This window comes from Tepidibacter mesophilus, assembly GCF_002724055.1.
GTDB lineage: Bacteria > Bacillota > Clostridia > Peptostreptococcales > Peptostreptococcaceae > Tepidibacter_A > Tepidibacter_A mesophilus.
Window position 1 is genome coordinate 1 of the sequence record NZ_BDQY01000025.1, and the last position, 18,830, is coordinate 18,830.

An 18,830-nucleotide genomic window follows, 5' to 3' on the forward strand; every position below is an offset into this window, starting at 1 on the left:
GGAAATGATATTGAAAAGGGCTAGTTTTTCATAGAAAAACAAAACCCCTATATACCTTTAAATCGCTATTTTAAAATTTAAAATCTAAACTTAAATATGAAGTTTACACACATTTAATTACATACTCCTATAATTTCATCTACTAAAAATTCTAATAATTTATCACTTTGCTGTTGTTGAAAAATTCTTCGTTTTGGTTAAAGCAATAAACGTTTTATGGTAGTCATAATTCATATTATCCATTGTTATTAACTGTATTATAAAAATATAATTATTCAATAAATAGGAGGAGAGTGTAATGAATAAAAAAACGGCACTTTTAATAGTTGATGCACAATTTGCAATGTTCTGTGATGAAAATAATAAACTGCATGAAGAGGAAGGAGTACTAAATAATATTTATACATTATTGAGAAAGGCAAGAAAAACAAAAACGCCTATAATATTTATACAACACACAGAAGATAGAGGAGAATATAAGAAGGGAACAAAAACGTGGGAGATTCATCCCAAGATTGCTCCTATAGAAGGAGAATTAGTAATAGAGAAACACACATGGGATTCATTTCATCAAACGAGTCTTCATGAAACTTTACAGAAAAAAGGCATAGATGAATTAGTTATAGTAGGAATGCAAACAGAATTTTGTTTAGATACAACTTGCCGAAGAGCTTTTAGTATGGGGTATAAAAATACTTTAGTAAAGGATGCACATTCTACTTTTGATTCAGAAGATTTAAAAGCATATGAAATTATAAATCATCATAATAGAGTATTAGGTGGACGATTTGTACAATTAAAATACTTAGATCATATTGACTTTTAAAGAAGAAAAAGAGAAAGTAAAATAGAAAATCACATGTTTAAGTTATGATATGTGATTTTTTAGTGTGAATAAAGTATTGTGATTTGTCAATTTAGTTTTTGTATATACATTTAAATATCTTATGATTGATAGAAATGTTTTAATAATCCTTGTAAAAGTTATATCAAAAAAGTAACAGAAAATCTGTATATCAACATCTGTTGTTCTATAATTAATACTACAAATTTGATATTATTATATTAATGACAATCAATTTGATATGTTAGGACATTAAAAAGATAAAGATAAGATTTGTATTAAAAACCCTAATATGTATAGGAGTGTTAAAATTGAAAATTAGAAGTGAATGCACGTGTCCTTTAGAAATTACTCATGATATCCTTAAAGGCAAATGGAAGACTGTTATTCTTTGGCAACTAAAATATCATGGTAAGGCATCCTTATCTCAATTAGAGCGAGATATTAAAGGGATAAGCCAAAAAATGTTATTGGAACAATTAAAGGAGTTAAAAAAATTTGGATTAGTAGATAAAAAAACGTTCCAAGGATATCCTTTAAAAGTAGAATATTTTTTAACGAACAATAGAGGGCAAAAAATTATAAAGGCTTTAGAAATCATGCAGGAAGTTGGAAAAGAATATTTAAATGAATGTAATGAAAACATTGATACTAATTAAGTTAAGGTTTCGATGTTTTTTCTTTTAATATAAATAGTTTAGATTTAAGTTCAAGAATACTATTGCTACAAACATACATACGAAAAAGTGGGTAATTTACGGAGTATAATTATGATGTTAGTATAAAGTCAATGATACGAAAATTAGCAAATGAAATATTATGAGAAATTATATAATTTGAGGAGGATATGTTAAATGAAAAAAGCACTTTTAGTTATTGATTTACAAAATGATTATTTCCCGGATGGAAAATTTCCTTTGTGGAATACTGAAAAAACTTTAGATAATATTGAAAAAGCTATATTTAAGGCAGAAAGCAACAATGTTCCTGTAATTATTATTCAGCATATTGCTGATATCAGTCAAGGTATTGCTCCATTCTTTAACGAAGGGACGGAGGGTGTTGATGTTCATCCTAGAATTTTAAAAGCTACGCCTAATGGAAATGTTGTTATAAAAAGCTATGCAGATAGCTTTTATAAAACAAATTTAGATGAGGTTTTATCAGAATTTGGAGTGGAGGAACTTCTTGTGTGTGGGATGATGACACAAAATTGTGTTACACATACAGCTATATCAAAATCAGCGGAAAAATATAGCGTGAAGATATTACCAGATTGCTGTACTACTGTTAATGAGCATATTCATCTTATTGCTCTTCGTGCTGTATCTACACGTATTGAATTTGTGAATTCTGAGGAAGTCTTATAAGGTAATTATAATTGATTGAATGAAAACAAATATGATGGATTTCGTTTGTGGTAGAATATAGAAAATTGATTTGAGCATAGATTTATTAGAAAAAAATGGACAAGTTATGCTTGTACTATTAATGGGGGACACCTCAAGAAGAATGCGTTTTATATTATAAGTATCTGCGTATTAAATAGAAGAGGATGATAAATCATTCTCTTTTTTATTTGGGATTATTTATAAAAATATGCAAAGGTAGATTTGATTATTGAATATAGAAAATAACAACTTATATTAGCACTAACTTTGTGGAAAATATTGTATAATAAAAAGGTTGCTAGATTTCTATTAAAAAGATTGAAATATAAACTCAAGAAGAATGCAATTATGATTATAAATAGTTTTGTATATTAGGATGAAAAATAGATTACATAGATAAACAAAATAATATATATATTTAAACTGTAATAGAAATCTAGAAAGGAGGAGGAATAATATGAAAATTATAAGAGTCGGTGAAAGAGGAATTCTTTTTACTTTTTTTGAACTTAAAAGTTCAGACTATGATTGTGTGACTAATGTATATGCTATTAATGGAGATAGACACTTTTTTATATGTGATACTTATCTGGGAACATACTATATAAAGAAAATTAAAAAATACCTTGAAGACAATTTTGGAAAAAAAGAATATATAATATTTAATTCTCACAGTCATTGGGATCATATATGGGGAAATAGTGCATTTAAAGATTTTAAAATAATATCTCATGAATTGTGTAGAGAGCATATAGCCAAATATGGAGAAGAAGACTTAATTAATCACGCACAACAATTTGCAAAAAATAAGATAGAAATTGTTTTACCCAATACTACATTTACAGAGAAAATTGCATTCAAAGAAGAAGGAATTGAATTCTTTTATACACCTGGACATTCAGAAGATTCAGCATCTTGCTATGATCATAAAGATAATGTATTGTTTGTAGGAGATAATGTTGATGATCCTATACCGTGTTTTATGTGCTGGAGTGAATTAGATAAATATAAAGAGACTTTAGAATTGTATTTGAAAATAAACGCAGATATTATCGTACAGAGCCATGGCGATATTACAAATAATGATTTAATAAAAAATAATATAAATTATATAACAAAATTAATAACAAAAGAAAAAATAAAATTGGAAAATAAAGATATTTTAAGAAAACATTTGGAAATATAGAATGTTTAAAACTAAATTTTTAATAATAAAAAATACAGGAGGGATAATTCTAATGGATATAGTTTACTTATGTGACTATCCTCAATATACAGAAATAGTAGCAAAATGGATATTTGAGGCGTTTGTAAAAAGTATAAGACCTGAAGTAACATTTGATATGGTACTTAATAGGATTAAAGAGAGAAACAAATATGATATTCCTGTAACGCTTATAGTTTTAGAGGGGAATTTGTGTTTAGGAACCGTTTCTTTATTTGATAATGATTTAAAAAATAGACCTGATTTAGAGCCATGGTTAGCTTCTCTTATTGTTAATAAAGAATTTAGAAATAGAGGAATTGGAAAAATTCTTGTTGATGAAATAATAAAAATAGCAAAAAATAGAGGCTATAAACAATTATATTTAAGAACTGAAAAAGCTGTTGATTATTATAAGAAATTAGGATGGGATTATATAGAAGAAACATTTGATGATAATATTGGACAAAACACTCATGTTTTTATGAAAAATATAATAGATTAAATTCATTAGAAAGTAAATAAAAAATATATAAATAGGAGAGAAAAAAATGGGATTGTTTGGACCAAGTAAAGATGAAATATGGGAAGAATTTAGTAATGAGATTAAAGCAAAGTTTATAATCGGAGGCTTTCTGAAGAATTCAAAAGTTGAATTTAATATTAATAATTGGAATATAACATTAGATACATATGCTGTATCAAACGGAAAAACAAGTACCACATATACTAGAATACGAGCACCATTTGTTAATGAAAATAATTTCAAATTTAAGATTTATAGAGCTGGAATATTTAGTGAAATAGGTAAATGCTTTGGTATTCAAGATATTAACATAGGATATAAAGACTTTGATGAAGAGTTTATAATAAAAGGAAATGAAGAGAATAAAATAATTGAATTGTTTTCAAATGATAGAATTAGAAGTTTAATTAAGAGTCAACCTAAAATACTATTAGAAATAAAAGATGATGAAGGTGTTTTTGGAACCTATTTTCCTCAAAATGTAGATGAACTATATTTTAGCGTACCAGGAGTTATAAAAGACATTAATATGCTTAAAGGATTATTCGATTTGTTTGAAGTTGTATTAAATGAGTTAAATGATATAGGAGTAACTGATAAATGTAAATCAAATATTGAATTATAATGATAGTTCGTATAACCTTGGTTTTTAGTTGTAAGTATTGAAAATCTATCAAACATATTAGGGCTTTTGTCTTAAACAGTTCATAAAATAAATTAAAGAAATTATAGTTATTGCATATAAAAGAATGGACAAACTATGCTTGTACTATTAATGGGGCACACTTCAATAAGAATACGTTTTACATTAAAAAAATAATTACCTGCGTATTAGTATGAAAGAGGATGTTAAAACATTCTCTTTTCACATATAAAATTACATACAAAAATATAAAGGTTAAATACTAACGATATGGATAAAATTATTACAGCTATAGATGATAAGGTAAAATTAAAACAAATAGTAATATATAGTGTATTAGTTAGGATATTAAAGGGAGTGATGAAATGAAAAAAAAGCCAATAATTTTTATCCTATTTATATTAATTATTTTTACATATGGATATGAGAAAAATAAAGAAAATGTAACTTCAATTGAGCAACTTACATATACAGATAGAGAAAATCTTTTACTAAAATCAGAAGGAGTAGACCATAGTTATATTTTTAAGATTAATAATTTAGAACCTAGTTCAACGTATCAATTTGAATGTTGGTCAGAGTATTATAAAAATGGACAACTTGATAATAAACTGGAAATTTTAGAACCACCTCAAACTTTTGTAATAGGCCAGAAAAGCTCCGATGGATATATTTTGTTAAATATAGAGAAATATTCAAATGCATTAAACTGTATTTTAAGTGGAGATAATCATAACAATTTTATCAGAATAAGCGGATATAAAAATGAAAGTTTTAAGTTTAAAGGAGTAATAACTGCGTTAAAAGAAATGAAAATTTCACAAAATAATGAGATATTGCTTTTAGCATCTGCACATGGTAAAAATGCTTCACTCGGTATTCCAATTAATCAGGAAAAGAAATTAATTCAAGATGACATAAAAAAGAATGATGAAGTATATTTAATAAAATGCAAGTTAACAAAAATTCACTAGGCAAAGTAGCATATAATAAAGCATTATAATCTACGCAGAAGAGAACACTATTTATATAACCAACTTGTTATACAATAGTAGAGAAGTATGAAAAGTCGTTATAATTAGCGGCTTTTTTTCGACTGTGTATTATTAAAGGGTTTATTCTAAATAGAATTTGCATTTAAAAATAATAAAACTGATAACTATGTAAAATTTTACCATAAAGTTACCAGTTTTTATACGTATCTCGGCGTCCCTCCATAAAGGGGAGCATTTTTTATGTCTAAAAGGTCAAGGTATTCAGCTAATGAAAAATATAATATTATTCAAGAATATAATAGTGGAGCTTTATCTACGTCGGATATATCTCATAGATACGGAGTTGTGGATGGGACTTTGAGACATTGGATATATTTATATAAAAAATATGGTGTTCTTGGATTAAAAGAATCTAAGACTTGGAAAAACTATTCAAAAGAACTTAAAACAAATGCTGTTTTAGAATATAGACTGAACCCAATTAAGTAGACACAATAAATAGTCCATTGAGAGGTTTTATTTTCTAAAATTCTAAAGGAGATAAATATACAATAGAAGAGTGTATTATGTTTCTGCTATAAAGTAGCTCAGTATATTCAATTGAAAGAATATGTAAAAAAATAGACAAGTTATGCTTGTACCAAAAATGGGGCACACCCCAACAAGAATGCATTTTACATTTAGAAAATAACTATCTGCTTATTGAGGAAGGAGACTTAAAGGCACCTTCTTTTTTGTATTTTATAAATAAAAGAAATTAAACTTTAATTTAAATGCATCTTTAGATAGTACTACAATATATGGAAAATGTTATATAATAAATGATAAGCCCGTTATGAAATATAATGTGTAAGTTATAGAGTATGACATAATTAAAATAAATTATAGATTTAAAGTTATTATAAAGAATAATTTTTGATGGGTTAAAGCTTTATAATAACTATATTTTCATGTATACGTGGAGGTTGAAAAATATGAGTGTTTATAATTATAAAGTTTTAGTTTATAAATGGGAGCAAATATTAGATAAGGTTAAAGTATTTGGAGGAGAGGCAAGAGAACTTGTAATCCAACCACCAGCAACAAAAGAAGAAATAGAAAATAAAGAGAAAATTCTTGGATTCTCTTTACCTATTTCTTTTAAAGAAATTCTATTGAACTTTTCAAGACACGTAGAATTTAATTGGTATCTTCCTGAAGATGCAAATCTACCTAATGAATTTAGAGAAATATTTTCTGGTGAAATTTGTTGGAGTTTAGAATGGATTGAAGATTTAAATCCTTTGGCCAAAGAACTTGAATCATATGATGGAGAAAAATGTGAATTAAAAAATAAGCTTCAATTTTATCAAGTAGGGAACGGAGATATATTAGCTTTTGATATGGAACAAGATAAAGAACAAAGTATTGTATATTGGAGTCATGAAGAAGATGAAATATTTTTTATTGCTGATTCTTTTATTACATATCTTGAGAAAGTTACTGAGTTATATGGAATAGGAACTGAAATATGGCAAATGGAACCTTTTTTAGATGAGAAAGGATTGAATTCAAATAGTTCAGAATCAAATAGATGGAAAAATTGGTTTAATACTTTTTCTGATATTTGTTTTGATGAAGGAAGAAATGATTTAGAAAGCCTAATTAAATATATAGAATTTCATGGACAAATAAAAGAGAAAGAAATTAAAGTTCTTAAAGGTTATGATGAAAATTTATTATTTAAAAAAGTATTAGAAAGATTAAAAATAGTAGACGATTGTCAAAAAGAAATTTTGTATAAAATTATTGGAGAAGCATTAGGGCTTTGTGCTGCTGATTGGGTAAGATATCTTTGGGAAAATGATAATGAAATCGATTCGGTGTTTAGGTCGTATCTTACTTCTAGATGTTTACCTCGAGATGAAGGATTATCTAGGGTTATAGCATATGTTGAAGGTATGTTCAATGATAAAATAAAAGATTATGAAGCGAAGCGTCATTTATGTTATTTTAAAGAGAATAGAGTAATTAATTGGATAAAAAATTACATTTCAAATTCTACTACAAAAGATCAATGGTATGAGTTATATGCTTGTTCACAACCTACTTGGGAAGATATAAAAGAATGGTTATATCTAGGGGGTAGATATAGATTGGTAGTTTTAAATGCATTAGAATATATGGCTAATTCATGGACGTCTTTAAATATAAAAGGTAAATATAAAATTATTAATCCACCCAGTAGAGAAGAAATTATTTGTATATTAAAAAAAATAAAGGATGAAGAGATATTAAAATCTAAGAAAAGAATATACGATAGACTAATAGAAGAGATAGATCTAATTATATAGAAATGCAGGATATTAGATAGATTTATATAGAATAAGAAGTTAAGGAGACTAAGTTTTTATGGGTAGAAAATCATTATTTGAGATGGTTAATGAGGTTAAAGATGAAGATTCATTTTTACTTTTTATTAAAGCTTTAAGTAAGGATAGAATAGATTTTGTCAATAAAAAAGTAAATGATGAATGGCAAAACGAAACAATTGAAATATTCTTGGAAGCAGCACATGAGTGGGGAGAAATATCAAAATCTGGATTGGAATTCTATGATAAGCCAGATAATGCATGGAAAAGATGTGCCCAGATACTATATATGGGGAAAATATATGAGTAAACTATTTTGTGCTTGAGGTGGATTTATAGTGCTATCATATAAATTAGAAATTATTTATTAAAGACTATATAAAGGTATAAAAAGCGTGGAGGTTAAAAAATATAGCTACATAATGTATGAGCTTCTTACTGGATAATCCAATAGAATTATGAGTGCAAATAAAATTAAGAATTCTATAGAGATAAATGGATACATAAGATGATTTAAATTTGCTGTATGAGAGGTGAGGTTGTTGAATTCAATTCAAGCAAAAATAATTACAACAGAGTGTGTGGACGATGAATATTTAATGATATTCGTGGATGGGATAAGACTGGATAAATGGATTGTAAATATACTTCGTAATAATGACTTCTTAAATTTAATTCCTACTTGGCTAGGCTGACTTTTAGACTTAAAAGAACAGGAGTATGTATGGAGAAAGACAAGCTTATGTGAATGTGAAACAACTATATTACCTATTCTTGTATGTTCAGATGATTTAGATTTTTCTTGTATAGTAGTTGTATGCGAGGTAGAATATATTAACACTTTAGTACAGTGGAAGAGGATGGGTATAGATAGAACAGGATTTCCAACTTATATTGGAAAAGATATCGAATGGTTTGAAAATATTCCTTTGCTTGAGTTTTCACGAAATCAATATGAAAACTGTCTTAATACATTTATACAGAGTCAGGATTAAACTAATATTTAAAGAACCTTTTATTCAATTATTAGTATTTAGCACTATTATGTTAAAATAGGTTTTTTATTATTCTAGAAGAGAGGGTAGAATGATAGAACATCTAAATATGTTAGATGAAATACTAAAATACGTATTATATACTTATTTATTATACTAAAGTACTTAGAATATTAGCTGAATTTGGAGTTATACATAGATTTGATAAATATAGAAATATTACAAATTAATTTAGGAGAGTTATGATGTTTACATATACGGAGAAGATTACAAATCAGTTTTTTAGTTTTAGTGAAGGCGAGATTACTATACAAGAATTTCAAAAATGGATTTATGAAACAGAAGAATTGTTAGAAGTATTAGGAGAAGATAAGTATTCTAAATTGTTGTCAGTATTTTTTAATGGAATCTTTGTAAAAGATGATTTAGAAGATTTAATCGAAAATTTTTATAGCGAGTCTAAAATTGGTATAAATAACGAGAAACTGATATGGATTCTGGAGGCTATGATTGAAGGAAGATATGATGTAGTAACAGGTTGTGCTGTTTTAGCAAGCTTACGTTCATTTGAGAAAGGATATGATTTTATACCCATTGAATTGGTTGGTTATGACAGCTTAATTGAAGATATGGTTTATCGTTATAAAGCAGATAAGGATAAGGCTGAAATGAATAGAGTAATAGATTTGTATAAAATAGAAATTACAAAAATAGCAAAGAATATTTTGAGTAGTATATATACAAACCCTAACATATTACATGGAGTTTAGATTAAAATATGATGACTAAACTAGATATTACAATTGTACAAGTTAAGCTCGTACAATTAATGAGTCATGTATAAGAATATATATGTAATGAGTTTAACTATTTAACAATATTAATATATTAGTTATGTATCCTAAAAAAGCAATCTTATTAGAACTAAAGTATATTACCCAATAGTTAGATAAAAAATCTTATTTTTAGATTTGCACTTTTGTACCAAGAAATATACTACTATAATTTAAAAAATTAGGGGAACGGGATGACTATTCGCAATATAAAGAAAAAAATCAAACTAGAAGGGTTAAATCCTTCTAGTTTGATTTTATATGATTAACTTTTTTCAGATAAATCAAGGGAGTTTAATTAATTTATTTTTTAGTTTTGAAGTAATTAATAACATAATAGGAAAAATAACTTCAAGAGGGAATATATAATAAGAAAAGGCTATATAATTCCATTGAATTAAATCCATTCTATTTTTAAATGATATAAAAGAAAAATTTAGAGTAAGAAGACAAATAGGAACTATAATATGACGATAGTCTTTAATCTTGAAAATTTTACTAAAACCCATACAACTGGCAAGTATAAGAACACTGAATTTAAGAAAAGAACCAATCACAAATATAAGTGATGACATTATTTCTAGTCTCTGAATAAAATCTCTTATATCTATTTTTGCTATTGTACTGTAGGCAGAATAGTTTTCGTTTAAAGGCTCAATTGGTCCTAAAACTAAAATAGTGGACAAAGAAAGAATTAAAGTACAAATTCCTCCTATTAATAAACCTAAAAAGTATATTTTATAGTATGATTTTTCATTTTTAAAGTCTGAAAAAATCATTGAAAGCATTACTATTTCACCAAAAGGGAATGAAAATGATGCAAATGCTGCCTTAAATACAGGTTTAAAATTTATATCTAATATAGGGAGCATATTATTTATATCCATTCTAGGCATTAATAGTATGAATGAAATAAATGAGAAAAAAACAAATGGAACAAAAAATAAGCTTGACCACCTTCCAATTAATTCAATTCCCTCTTTTGCAGACCAAATACATAAAATTAAAAAAAATATTCTAATTATAATATCAGGAGTTTCAGGAAGCCCAGTATCAGTAATGAATTGGCTATTATTTACTAGAACTTCAACTCCCTCATTAAAAGTATATAAACTAAATATTGCTATGAGTATTTTGCCAAAAAATTTGCCTAAACAAATTTCACAAATGTCAAATAAATTTTTGCCTGAAAATATAATATGTAGTTTGATTAATATAAGTGACATAATTAAAGCCATTATCATAGATAAAAGAATAGCTAACCATACATTCTGTTCAGCTTGAAGTGCAAGCGGCATGATAGATGAAGTTCCTGCTATGAAGATAACTATAATAGCAATCCCTTGTTTATCAGAAATAATTTCCTTATTCAATATTAATTCCTCCAATATTAAATATATTACTTTTAGTTTATCCATATTCTGAGTAAATATATTTAATTTAATAAATAACTTCTTATTTATTGTAAAAGTATAATATAGTACTTATTTAATTCCATTAAAATATAAAGGAAATAGAATCTTTTTTACATAGAACAACTTAATTTATATAAGTAATTTTAGAATATATTTTATTTAAAAAAATATATAGAACAACTTACTTTATTTTATTTTTTTCTTTACAAAAATGATATACAAATTAAAAAAATATGCTATACTTTATACTGTAATTAACAATAATATAACATATAGGTTACTGGAGGGGTAAAAGTGACATACTTAATAAATGATAAACTATTTAAAAACTTAATAATAAATCCTAATGTTAAAGAATTGAGAGACATGAGTATAGATATGGAGATTACAACAGAATTTAATAGTCCATGTTATGTTACTAAAGTGAGAAATAGAAGTGCAAAGAATACTTATGTTGTAGATGATATACCATTAGGAGTAGAGCAACAGGGGATTAGTAGAGATAAAGCAGATAAAATTGTTAATGAAGTTAAGAATTATTTAAACAATAAAGAAGTAATTAGAGTAGATAGAAAAATGGGAATTTATGATGAGTTTTCTTTTAATTGTAAACTTTACATAACGAAGGAATATAGTAGAATAGCTTATATGTGGAACAATACTTTGTTTGATCCTGTAGATGTAGAAAATCCAGATTTAATAAGTATATATGTTCCTGAATGGCCAGAAAAAATTATGATAGTATATCCAGAAGAAGGAATTACTTATATATTAGGTAGTGATTATTTTGGTGAAGCTAAAAAGTCTTTTTTAAGAAAAGCTATGTATAAAGTAAAAAAAATGGGTGGACTTGGGTTACATGCAGGGAGTAAAGTATTAAGAGTAATAGATAAAAATGAAAACTTAAAAGATGTAGGATTTATAATGTTTGGATTAAGTGGAACAGGGAAAACTACTCTTACAATACATGATCACGGTCTTACTGGAGATGAAAAAGCTATTGTCAGACAAGATGATGTTATATTCATGGACGAAAATGGATATTGTGCAGGAAGTGAAAATGGATTTTTTATAAAGACTGAAGGTCTTGATGAAGGGCAAAAAGTTCTATATAAAGCAGCTATAAGTAAAAATTCTATATTTGAAAATGTAAAAGTAGCTGGGGATGGAAAAGTAGATTTTAATGATACAACTCTTACAGCTAATGGAAGAGGAGTAGTTTTACGAGAAGAAATATCGAATACAGATGATAGTATAGATATTGAAAAAGCAAATAAAATTATATTTATCACAAGAAGGAATGATATAGTTCCACCTGTTATGAAATTAGAGATTTCACAAGCTGTTAACGCATTTATGCTTGGAGAGTCAATAGAAACCTCTGCTGGAGATCCTACAAAAGCAGGGAAATCAAAAAGATGTGTAGGTACTAATCCTTTTATAATAGGGCCTGAGGAAGATGAAGGACATAGATTGTATCAAATATTAAAAAGAAATCCAGATATAGAGTGCTTTATACTAAATACAGGTGCTATTGGAGCTAAAGAAGAATTTAAAGGGGAAAAAATAACTATTAAAGTTTCAACTACTATAATGAAGGAAATAGCAAAAGACAATGTTAAATGGGAATTAGATAAAGAATGGGGATATCTAGTACCAAAGTATGTAGATGGAATAGATATTAAAAAATATAATCCAAGAAATTATTATAGCGAAGAAGAATACGAAGTAATAGCCAATAAATTAAGAAAAGAAAGAGAACAGTGGTTTTCTAAATTTGAAAATATAAAAAAAGAAGTGGCGGTTTCTATATAAGCTGGGAAATATCCCAGCTTTAATTTTTTGTGTGCATCAAAATAGTATTGTATAGTGTTAGAATATAATTATTGCATTGATTATTTATTACAACTAATTATATTAGTCGTGATAAATAAATTTAACTTCAGACTGATATAACCTTTTATATAGATTATATTCAGCTTGTACTTCTCTTGTAGTTATAAAAATATTAGTAAAGAATTCCCATAAAAATACCCATCCACCTATATAGATTCCTTCGTGCAAAACATTAAGAAATACGTTTTGTGTATCTCTAATAAAAAAATAACCCATACTAAGAAATAAAATAGAGAGAAATAAATACGATAAAGTTTTTTTATGAAGATTGGATTTGGATTTTACAAGTCTTTCTATTGCGTAACTATAATAATTTTTGTAAGCTGATAATAAAGCTACTTCTTTTTTCGGATCTTTTTTAGATTCAGGTAAATAAAGATCAATTTGGATATTAAAATTTAAGGGTATATCTTCTGACGAGTTTACTATAAAGTCATTAAATTCGTCTTCAATATCCCTTTTCTTAAAAGGTGAGGGGTCCCAATCATCATATACATCATCATAATCATCAAGAGACACTTTAATTAAATAAGTATTATTAAATTCATTATATTTATAGTGTTTTTGGAAATATCTTCTTTTTCTCATTAAATCACCTTTCGCACAATATAATCTCAACCTGAGTTTATATAGTTAGTATAGATATTAGAACATATTCATTCATTATAGATATTATAAAATGTAAACTTATTTGATAATAGCACTTTCTTTTATAAATAGGTATTTATTATTATTTGAATTATGTTTTTTATTTATACTAAACAAAATATACAAATAAATATATAATAGCAAAGTAGTTTTCTTAATAAAAAAATTAAATTATATTATGAATTACAAGTTGGGAAAGTAATTATACCTCTTAAATAGTATATATTTGATTCATCCATACAAACTATAAATTTTTTAAATTACATGCAGTGATAAAAAACCGTCATAAAATCTATTTTAGGAGGTTTTATATTTATGATAAAATAATAAAGAATTTAAATATATAAATAAAATAGAAAAAAGGAGTTTATATGAAATTTATAGGGTATAGAACATTAAAAACAGCTATAGGTGCAGCTATTTCGATAATTATATCAAAAAATCTAGGTATTGAATACGCCGTGTCTGCCGGAATAATAACTATTTTAAGTATCCAAAGTACTAAAAGAAAATCTGTTGAAATAGCTTTGCAAAGGATTTGTGCATGTATATTGGCTTTATTTATAGCTTACATAACATTCAATTTGTTTGGATATAGTGAGATAAGTTTCGCTATATTTTTAGTAATATTTATTCCACTTGCAGTAAAATTTAATATGGGAGAGGGAATAGTAGTAAGTTCAGTGCTGGTAACACACTTGCTTGTAGAAAAATCTGTAGAAATTTTTTGGCTAAGAAATGAATTGTATCTTATGATAATAGGTGCATTTGTAGCATTAATATTAAATCTTTATATGCCTAGCATAGAAAATAAAATAAGAAGCGATAAAATATATATTGAAGAAAAAATGAAAGAAATATTACATAAGATGTCTATCGCATTAAAGGACCATACTATTGAATTTGAATCGGATGTATTATTTAATGATTTGGAAAATAGATTACAAAGAGCGTTAAAATTATCTTATATCAATTTCAATAATTATGTATTTCAAGATGAAATTTATTACGTACATTATATGGAAATGAGAGTAAAACAGTATGAAACTATAAAGCGTATGAGGGAACATTTTCAACGTTTTTTTATGACTTATGATCAAGCCATAATTATATCTGATTTTACGCAACGTGTAGCTAATCTACTTTATGAGGACAATACAGCTGAGAGCTTAATAGAGGAATTAAATAAGTTAAGGATGATTTTTAAAGAAATGCCACTTCCTAAAGACCGAGAGGAATTTGAAAACAGAGCTATGCTTTTTCAATTTTTAAATGATATGGAGAGTTTTTTAATAATAAAGAAAGAGTTTAGAGAAAATATAGATAGATTATAAAAATTGAGTCATATAAAAATATATTGAATTTAAAAATCTAAAGATAATAAATTACAAAAAGGAGAAAGTAAATGACAATAAATAAAGAAGAATTTTTAGTGAAATACCATTTAGCAGACAAAATTAAAAATACTGATGTAGATTGGAAAGTTATAAATGATATATATAATGACTTTAATGAATATAAAAAAAGTTATGAAAGTCAAGCAGATTTTATAGCTACGATTTTTAGAACTCATAAAAATATACACTCTGTTAAGTCTAGGGTAAAAGATCCAGATAGACTCATAGAAAAAATAATAAGAAAGATTCCTAGTAGAAAAAATAAATATGGAGAAAACTTCTGTTTTTCAGTAGATAATTACAAAGAAGAAATAACAGATTTAATAGGAATTAGAGCAATACATATATTTAAAGAAGACTGGGAAGAAATACATAAGTTTATAATGAAAACATGGGATGTAATAGAAATAACAGCAAATGTAAGAGATGGAGACGATACTCAAAAATTTAAAGAATTAGGTATTGAAATTCATTCTAGAAAATCAGGATATCGCTCAGTTCACTATTTGATTGAATTTTTTCCAACAAATCAAAAAGTTATTGCAGAAATTCAAGTTAGAACTATATTTGAAGAAGGGTATGGAGAAATAGATCATAAGCTTAGATATAGCCATAAAGAAATACCAGAAGTTTTAGCATTAAATCTGCTTTTGTTCAATAGAATTGCTGGAAGTTCTGATGAAATGGCATCTTTGATAAATCTATTAAACAAAAACTGGTCCCAAATGGAAGTTAAATATGATGAAGTTATAAAGTCTAAAAATAATCAAATATTAAAAATCAAGGATAAAATACTAAATAATATAAATATAGATGAAAAAGAAAAAAACGATTTAATATCCACCTTAGATAAAATAGTAAAAGATGATACATCTATAGATTTTGCAAAAAATATGATACAGACATAATGGGAGTAATGTAATGTTAACAAATGAATTTATAGACTATATGTAGTTTATAAAAGGTATATTTATATTTTATTAGGCAAATATTATTTATAGTAAATAATATTTGCCTTGATATGAATTTCTAATTGAAAGTTCTTTATCTATGCCATTTAAAATGCTTCTCTTATCAAGACTCCACCATGGACCGATCAATGTATCTTTGGATCCATCTCCTGTCAATCTGTGAATTGTTATATTAGGATTTAGCCTTTCTAAAATATCACAAACTAAATTTATATACTCATCTTTTTCTAATAGATTAAATTTAGTTGAATTATAGTATCTTTCAAGATCAGTTCCCTTTATTATATGAAGTAGATGCAACTTTACTCCTTGAATGTCCATTCGAGAAATTTTTGAAATTGATTCGAAAATCATTTCTTTTGTTTCATTTGGAATACCTAATATCAAATGAGTTACAACATTTATATTATAAGACCTTAGTGTTTTTACTTTTTCTTCGAATAAAGAAAAAGGATATCCTCTTCTTAAAAACTCAGCACTCTGATTATGTACAGTTTGAAGTCCCAGTTCAATCCAAAGATATGTTTTTTTACTTAAGTCACTTAGTAATTGTATAACATCATCATCTAAGCAATCCGGTCTTGTCGCTATTGCAATACCAACTATATCATCGCAATTAATAGCTGATTCATATTTTTTTCTTAATACATCAACATCAGCATAAGTGTTAGTGAAATTTTGAAAATAGGCGATATACTTTCCGTTAGGCCATTTATTACTTAGTAGATTTATTTGCTCTTTTATCTGTTTATCAATAGTTAAAACTCTATTCGAAGCATATTCTCCAGATCCAGTATCGCTACAAAATATACATCCATTAAAACCTATTTTCCCATCCCTATTAGGGCAAGTAAATCCACCATCGAGTGATAATTTGAAGATTTTTTCATTAAATATTTTTCTGAGTTCAAAATTAAGTGAATGATACCTTTTATCAAACCAATTCAAATTAGTGCACATCCTTTATATTTATATAGTGTAGAATATATTTTACTATGCAAAATAAAATATTTCAAGGAATAATAGAATAGAAAGTGAATATATATAAGTATATTTTGAAGGTATTTATTGTTTAAAGTTTAATTATATAAAAGTATGAATAAAGTAATAAGGGGGAGTGTATAATGAGTAGACAATTAAAAGCTGACCTAGCTTTACTATGTGTAACTATAGGGTGGGGAGCTTCTTTCATATTGACAAAAAATTCATTATCTGAATTGGAAACATACAACTTTTTAGCTATAAGATTTTTAATAGCATTCATAATATCTAGTTGTATATTTTTTAAGAATATGATTAAAACAGATAAGAAGACTATGAAATATGGATTAGTATTAGGCATTATACTTTATGCACATTATGCATTTCAAACAGTTGGACTTAACTATACAACAGCTTCAAAATCTGCTTTTATAACTGGATCAAATGTTATAATGGTACCTATACTAGCGGGATTTATGATTAAGCAGTTTCCACAAAAAAAGTCATTAGTAAGTGCAGTTCTTGCACTGATAGGTCTTGCTATGCTTACTTTAAATGAAAACATCACAAGAATTAATATTGGGGATATATATACATTGGTATGCGCTATTATATTCGCTATATACATAATATTTGTAGGAAAATATACTTGGGAATGTGAATCTATAGCATTAGCGGTTATCCAATTTGGAGTTGTTGCTTTTTTAAGTATTATGACATCCGTTACAATGGAAAGTCCCAACTTGCCATCTAGCAGTGATGTTTGGGTCAATATAATTATATTAAGCATAATATGTACCTCAGGTGCATTTATAATACAAAGTGTGGCACAAAAGTTTACAACTTCAAATCACACAGCTCTAATTTATTCAGCAGAACCTGTATTTGCAGCTATGTTTGGATATTTCTTATACTCTGAAATTATCACTGTAAAAACAGGAATAGGAGCATTTTTAATATTGTTAGGAATGATAATATCTGAAGTTGATTTTAGTAAATTTTTAAAAGTAGAAGAAGACGATAATTTAATAAATAATGAATAAAATATTTATTGAAAAAATTCATCTATATAAAATATAGATGAATTTTTTGTGTATATTTAGGAAAAACTTGTATTGTAAGAAAAGGTAGGTGAATATAATTGAATGAAATAAATATAAAAGATAATAATGCTTACATACATTTCCCAAATATACTTAAAAGTTATATTAAAGAAAATTACAAAGAAGATCATAAAGAAATAATTATATTGTGCATAGGGACGGACAGGTGTACTGGAGATTCTTTAGGACCATTAATTGGTTATAAACTTCAAAATAAAATAAATAAATATAAAGAAATATATATACATGGAACATTAGAAGAACCTGTACATGCAAAAAATTTAGACGATACAATTGAATATATAAATAAAAATTATGAAAATCCATTTATAATAGCGATAGATGCATGCTTAGGGGCATCGGATAGAATTGGATGTATTAAAGTTTCTAATGGAGCATTAAGACCCGGAGCAGGAGTAAATAAAAAATTACCTTCTGTAGGAGATATAAATATACTAGGGATAGTAAATGTAGCAGGTTTTATGGAATTTATGGTTTTACAGAATACAAGATTACAATTAATAATGAAAATGTCTGATTTTATATCAAGAGGAATAGATCATGCATTATGGACATGTACCCAGAAAAATCAAGTACAGAATAATATATTTTAAAAAATGCCATTTGAATTAATTCA

Annotated in this window: 21 protein-coding genes; 18 read left to right on the forward strand and 3 right to left on the reverse strand. The window is 26.2% G+C overall.

Annotation, left to right across the window (positions count from 1 at the left end; translation table 11 throughout):
- Positions 1–298: 298 nt before the first annotated feature.
- The 13 genes from Tmeso_RS13210 (at position 299) to Tmeso_RS13260 (ending at position 9,719) form a co-directional block, all read left to right on the forward strand.
- Entirely contained in the window at positions 299–826 is a 528-nt protein-coding gene (locus tag Tmeso_RS13210; RefSeq protein WP_099191970.1) for a cysteine hydrolase family protein, read from the forward strand.
- Between the two features lie 329 nt (positions 827–1,155).
- Positions 1,156–1,503, forward strand: coding sequence for a winged helix-turn-helix transcriptional regulator (locus Tmeso_RS13215; RefSeq protein WP_099191972.1), 348 nt, complete (start codon positions 1,156–1,158; stop codon positions 1,501–1,503).
- A 195-nt stretch (positions 1,504–1,698) separates the two neighbouring features.
- Positions 1,699–2,214 (forward strand): cysteine hydrolase family protein, encoded by a 516-nt coding sequence (locus tag Tmeso_RS13220; protein ID WP_099191974.1) that lies wholly within the window; start codon positions 1,699–1,701, stop codon positions 2,212–2,214.
- A gap of 478 nt (positions 2,215–2,692) precedes the next feature.
- On the forward strand, positions 2,693–3,421 hold the full coding sequence (locus Tmeso_RS13225) for an MBL fold metallo-hydrolase (RefSeq protein WP_099191976.1): 729 nt from the start codon (positions 2,693–2,695) through the stop codon (positions 3,419–3,421).
- A gap of 52 nt (positions 3,422–3,473) precedes the next feature.
- Complete coding sequence (locus Tmeso_RS13230) at positions 3,474–3,944, forward strand: GNAT family N-acetyltransferase (RefSeq protein ID WP_187296360.1); 471 nt, start codon at positions 3,474–3,476, stop codon at positions 3,942–3,944.
- A gap of 46 nt (positions 3,945–3,990) precedes the next feature.
- Complete coding sequence (locus Tmeso_RS13235) at positions 3,991–4,590, forward strand: DUF3137 domain-containing protein (RefSeq protein ID WP_099191980.1); 600 nt, start codon at positions 3,991–3,993, stop codon at positions 4,588–4,590.
- 383 nt (positions 4,591–4,973) lie between these two features.
- Entirely contained in the window at positions 4,974–5,582 is a 609-nt protein-coding gene (locus Tmeso_RS13240) for a hypothetical protein (protein WP_099191982.1), read from the forward strand.
- 261 nt (positions 5,583–5,843) lie between these two features.
- A complete protein-coding gene (locus Tmeso_RS13245; protein ID WP_099191984.1) occupies positions 5,844–6,092 on the forward strand; it encodes a transposase in 249 nt (82 codons plus the stop codon).
- Between the two features lie 485 nt (positions 6,093–6,577).
- Complete coding sequence (locus Tmeso_RS13250; RefSeq protein WP_187296361.1) at positions 6,578–7,936, forward strand: SMI1/KNR4 family protein; 1,359 nt, start codon at positions 6,578–6,580, stop codon at positions 7,934–7,936.
- A gap of 58 nt (positions 7,937–7,994) precedes the next feature.
- Positions 7,995–8,264 (forward strand): DUF7660 family protein, encoded by a 270-nt coding sequence (locus Tmeso_RS13255; protein ID WP_099191988.1) that lies wholly within the window; start codon positions 7,995–7,997, stop codon positions 8,262–8,264.
- Positions 8,265–8,496: 232 nt separating this feature from the next.
- A complete protein-coding gene (locus tag Tmeso_RS16520; RefSeq protein WP_187296362.1) occupies positions 8,497–8,649 on the forward strand; it encodes a hypothetical protein in 153 nt (50 codons plus the stop codon).
- 165 nt (positions 8,650–8,814) lie between these two features.
- The gene (locus tag Tmeso_RS16995) at positions 8,815–8,949 is read left to right on the forward strand and encodes a hypothetical protein (RefSeq protein WP_278281471.1); all 135 of its coding nucleotides are present in this window, start codon (positions 8,815–8,817) and stop codon (positions 8,947–8,949) included.
- A gap of 245 nt (positions 8,950–9,194) precedes the next feature.
- Positions 9,195–9,719: a hypothetical protein gene (locus Tmeso_RS13260; protein ID WP_099191990.1), complete on the forward strand. Its 525-nt coding sequence runs from the start codon at positions 9,195–9,197 to the stop codon at positions 9,717–9,719.
- A gap of 347 nt (positions 9,720–10,066) precedes the next feature.
- Here the strand turns inward: Tmeso_RS13260 and Tmeso_RS13265 are convergent, their stop codons facing one another.
- Complete coding sequence (locus tag Tmeso_RS13265; protein WP_187296363.1) at positions 10,067–11,155, reverse strand: GerAB/ArcD/ProY family transporter; 1,089 nt, start codon at positions 11,153–11,155, stop codon at positions 10,067–10,069.
- 336 nt (positions 11,156–11,491) lie between these two features.
- On the opposite strand from Tmeso_RS13265, the gene Tmeso_RS13270 reads away from it, so the two are divergent.
- Positions 11,492–13,012 (forward strand): phosphoenolpyruvate carboxykinase (ATP), encoded by a 1,521-nt coding sequence (locus Tmeso_RS13270; RefSeq protein WP_242967931.1) that lies wholly within the window; start codon positions 11,492–11,494, stop codon positions 13,010–13,012.
- Positions 13,013–13,114: 102 nt separating this feature from the next.
- On the opposite strand, the gene Tmeso_RS13275 is transcribed toward Tmeso_RS13270, so the two are convergent.
- Positions 13,115–13,681 (reverse strand): hypothetical protein, encoded by a 567-nt coding sequence (locus tag Tmeso_RS13275; RefSeq protein ID WP_099191994.1) that lies wholly within the window; start codon positions 13,679–13,681, stop codon positions 13,115–13,117.
- A gap of 431 nt (positions 13,682–14,112) precedes the next feature.
- On the opposite strand from Tmeso_RS13275, the gene Tmeso_RS13280 reads away from it, so the two are divergent.
- Together Tmeso_RS13280 and Tmeso_RS13285 are read left to right on the forward strand one after the other, a co-directional pair.
- Positions 14,113–15,075: an aromatic acid exporter family protein gene (locus Tmeso_RS13280; RefSeq protein WP_099191996.1), complete on the forward strand. Its 963-nt coding sequence runs from the start codon at positions 14,113–14,115 to the stop codon at positions 15,073–15,075.
- 71 nt (positions 15,076–15,146) lie between these two features.
- Entirely contained in the window at positions 15,147–16,046 is a 900-nt protein-coding gene (locus tag Tmeso_RS13285) for a GTP pyrophosphokinase (RefSeq protein WP_099191998.1), read from the forward strand.
- A gap of 87 nt (positions 16,047–16,133) precedes the next feature.
- Here the strand turns inward: Tmeso_RS13285 and Tmeso_RS13290 are convergent, their stop codons facing one another.
- A complete protein-coding gene (locus Tmeso_RS13290) occupies positions 16,134–17,057 on the reverse strand; it encodes a TIGR01212 family radical SAM protein (protein WP_242967932.1) in 924 nt (307 codons plus the stop codon).
- A gap of 176 nt (positions 17,058–17,233) precedes the next feature.
- Between Tmeso_RS13290 and Tmeso_RS13295 the strand changes: the two genes are divergently transcribed.
- On the forward strand, positions 17,234–18,133 hold the full coding sequence (locus Tmeso_RS13295; protein ID WP_099192002.1) for a DMT family transporter: 900 nt from the start codon (positions 17,234–17,236) through the stop codon (positions 18,131–18,133).
- Positions 18,134–18,231: 98 nt separating this feature from the next.
- Complete coding sequence (yyaC, locus tag Tmeso_RS13300) at positions 18,232–18,807, forward strand: spore protease YyaC (RefSeq protein WP_099192004.1); 576 nt, start codon at positions 18,232–18,234, stop codon at positions 18,805–18,807.
- The last annotated feature ends 23 nt before the right edge of the window (positions 18,808–18,830 follow it).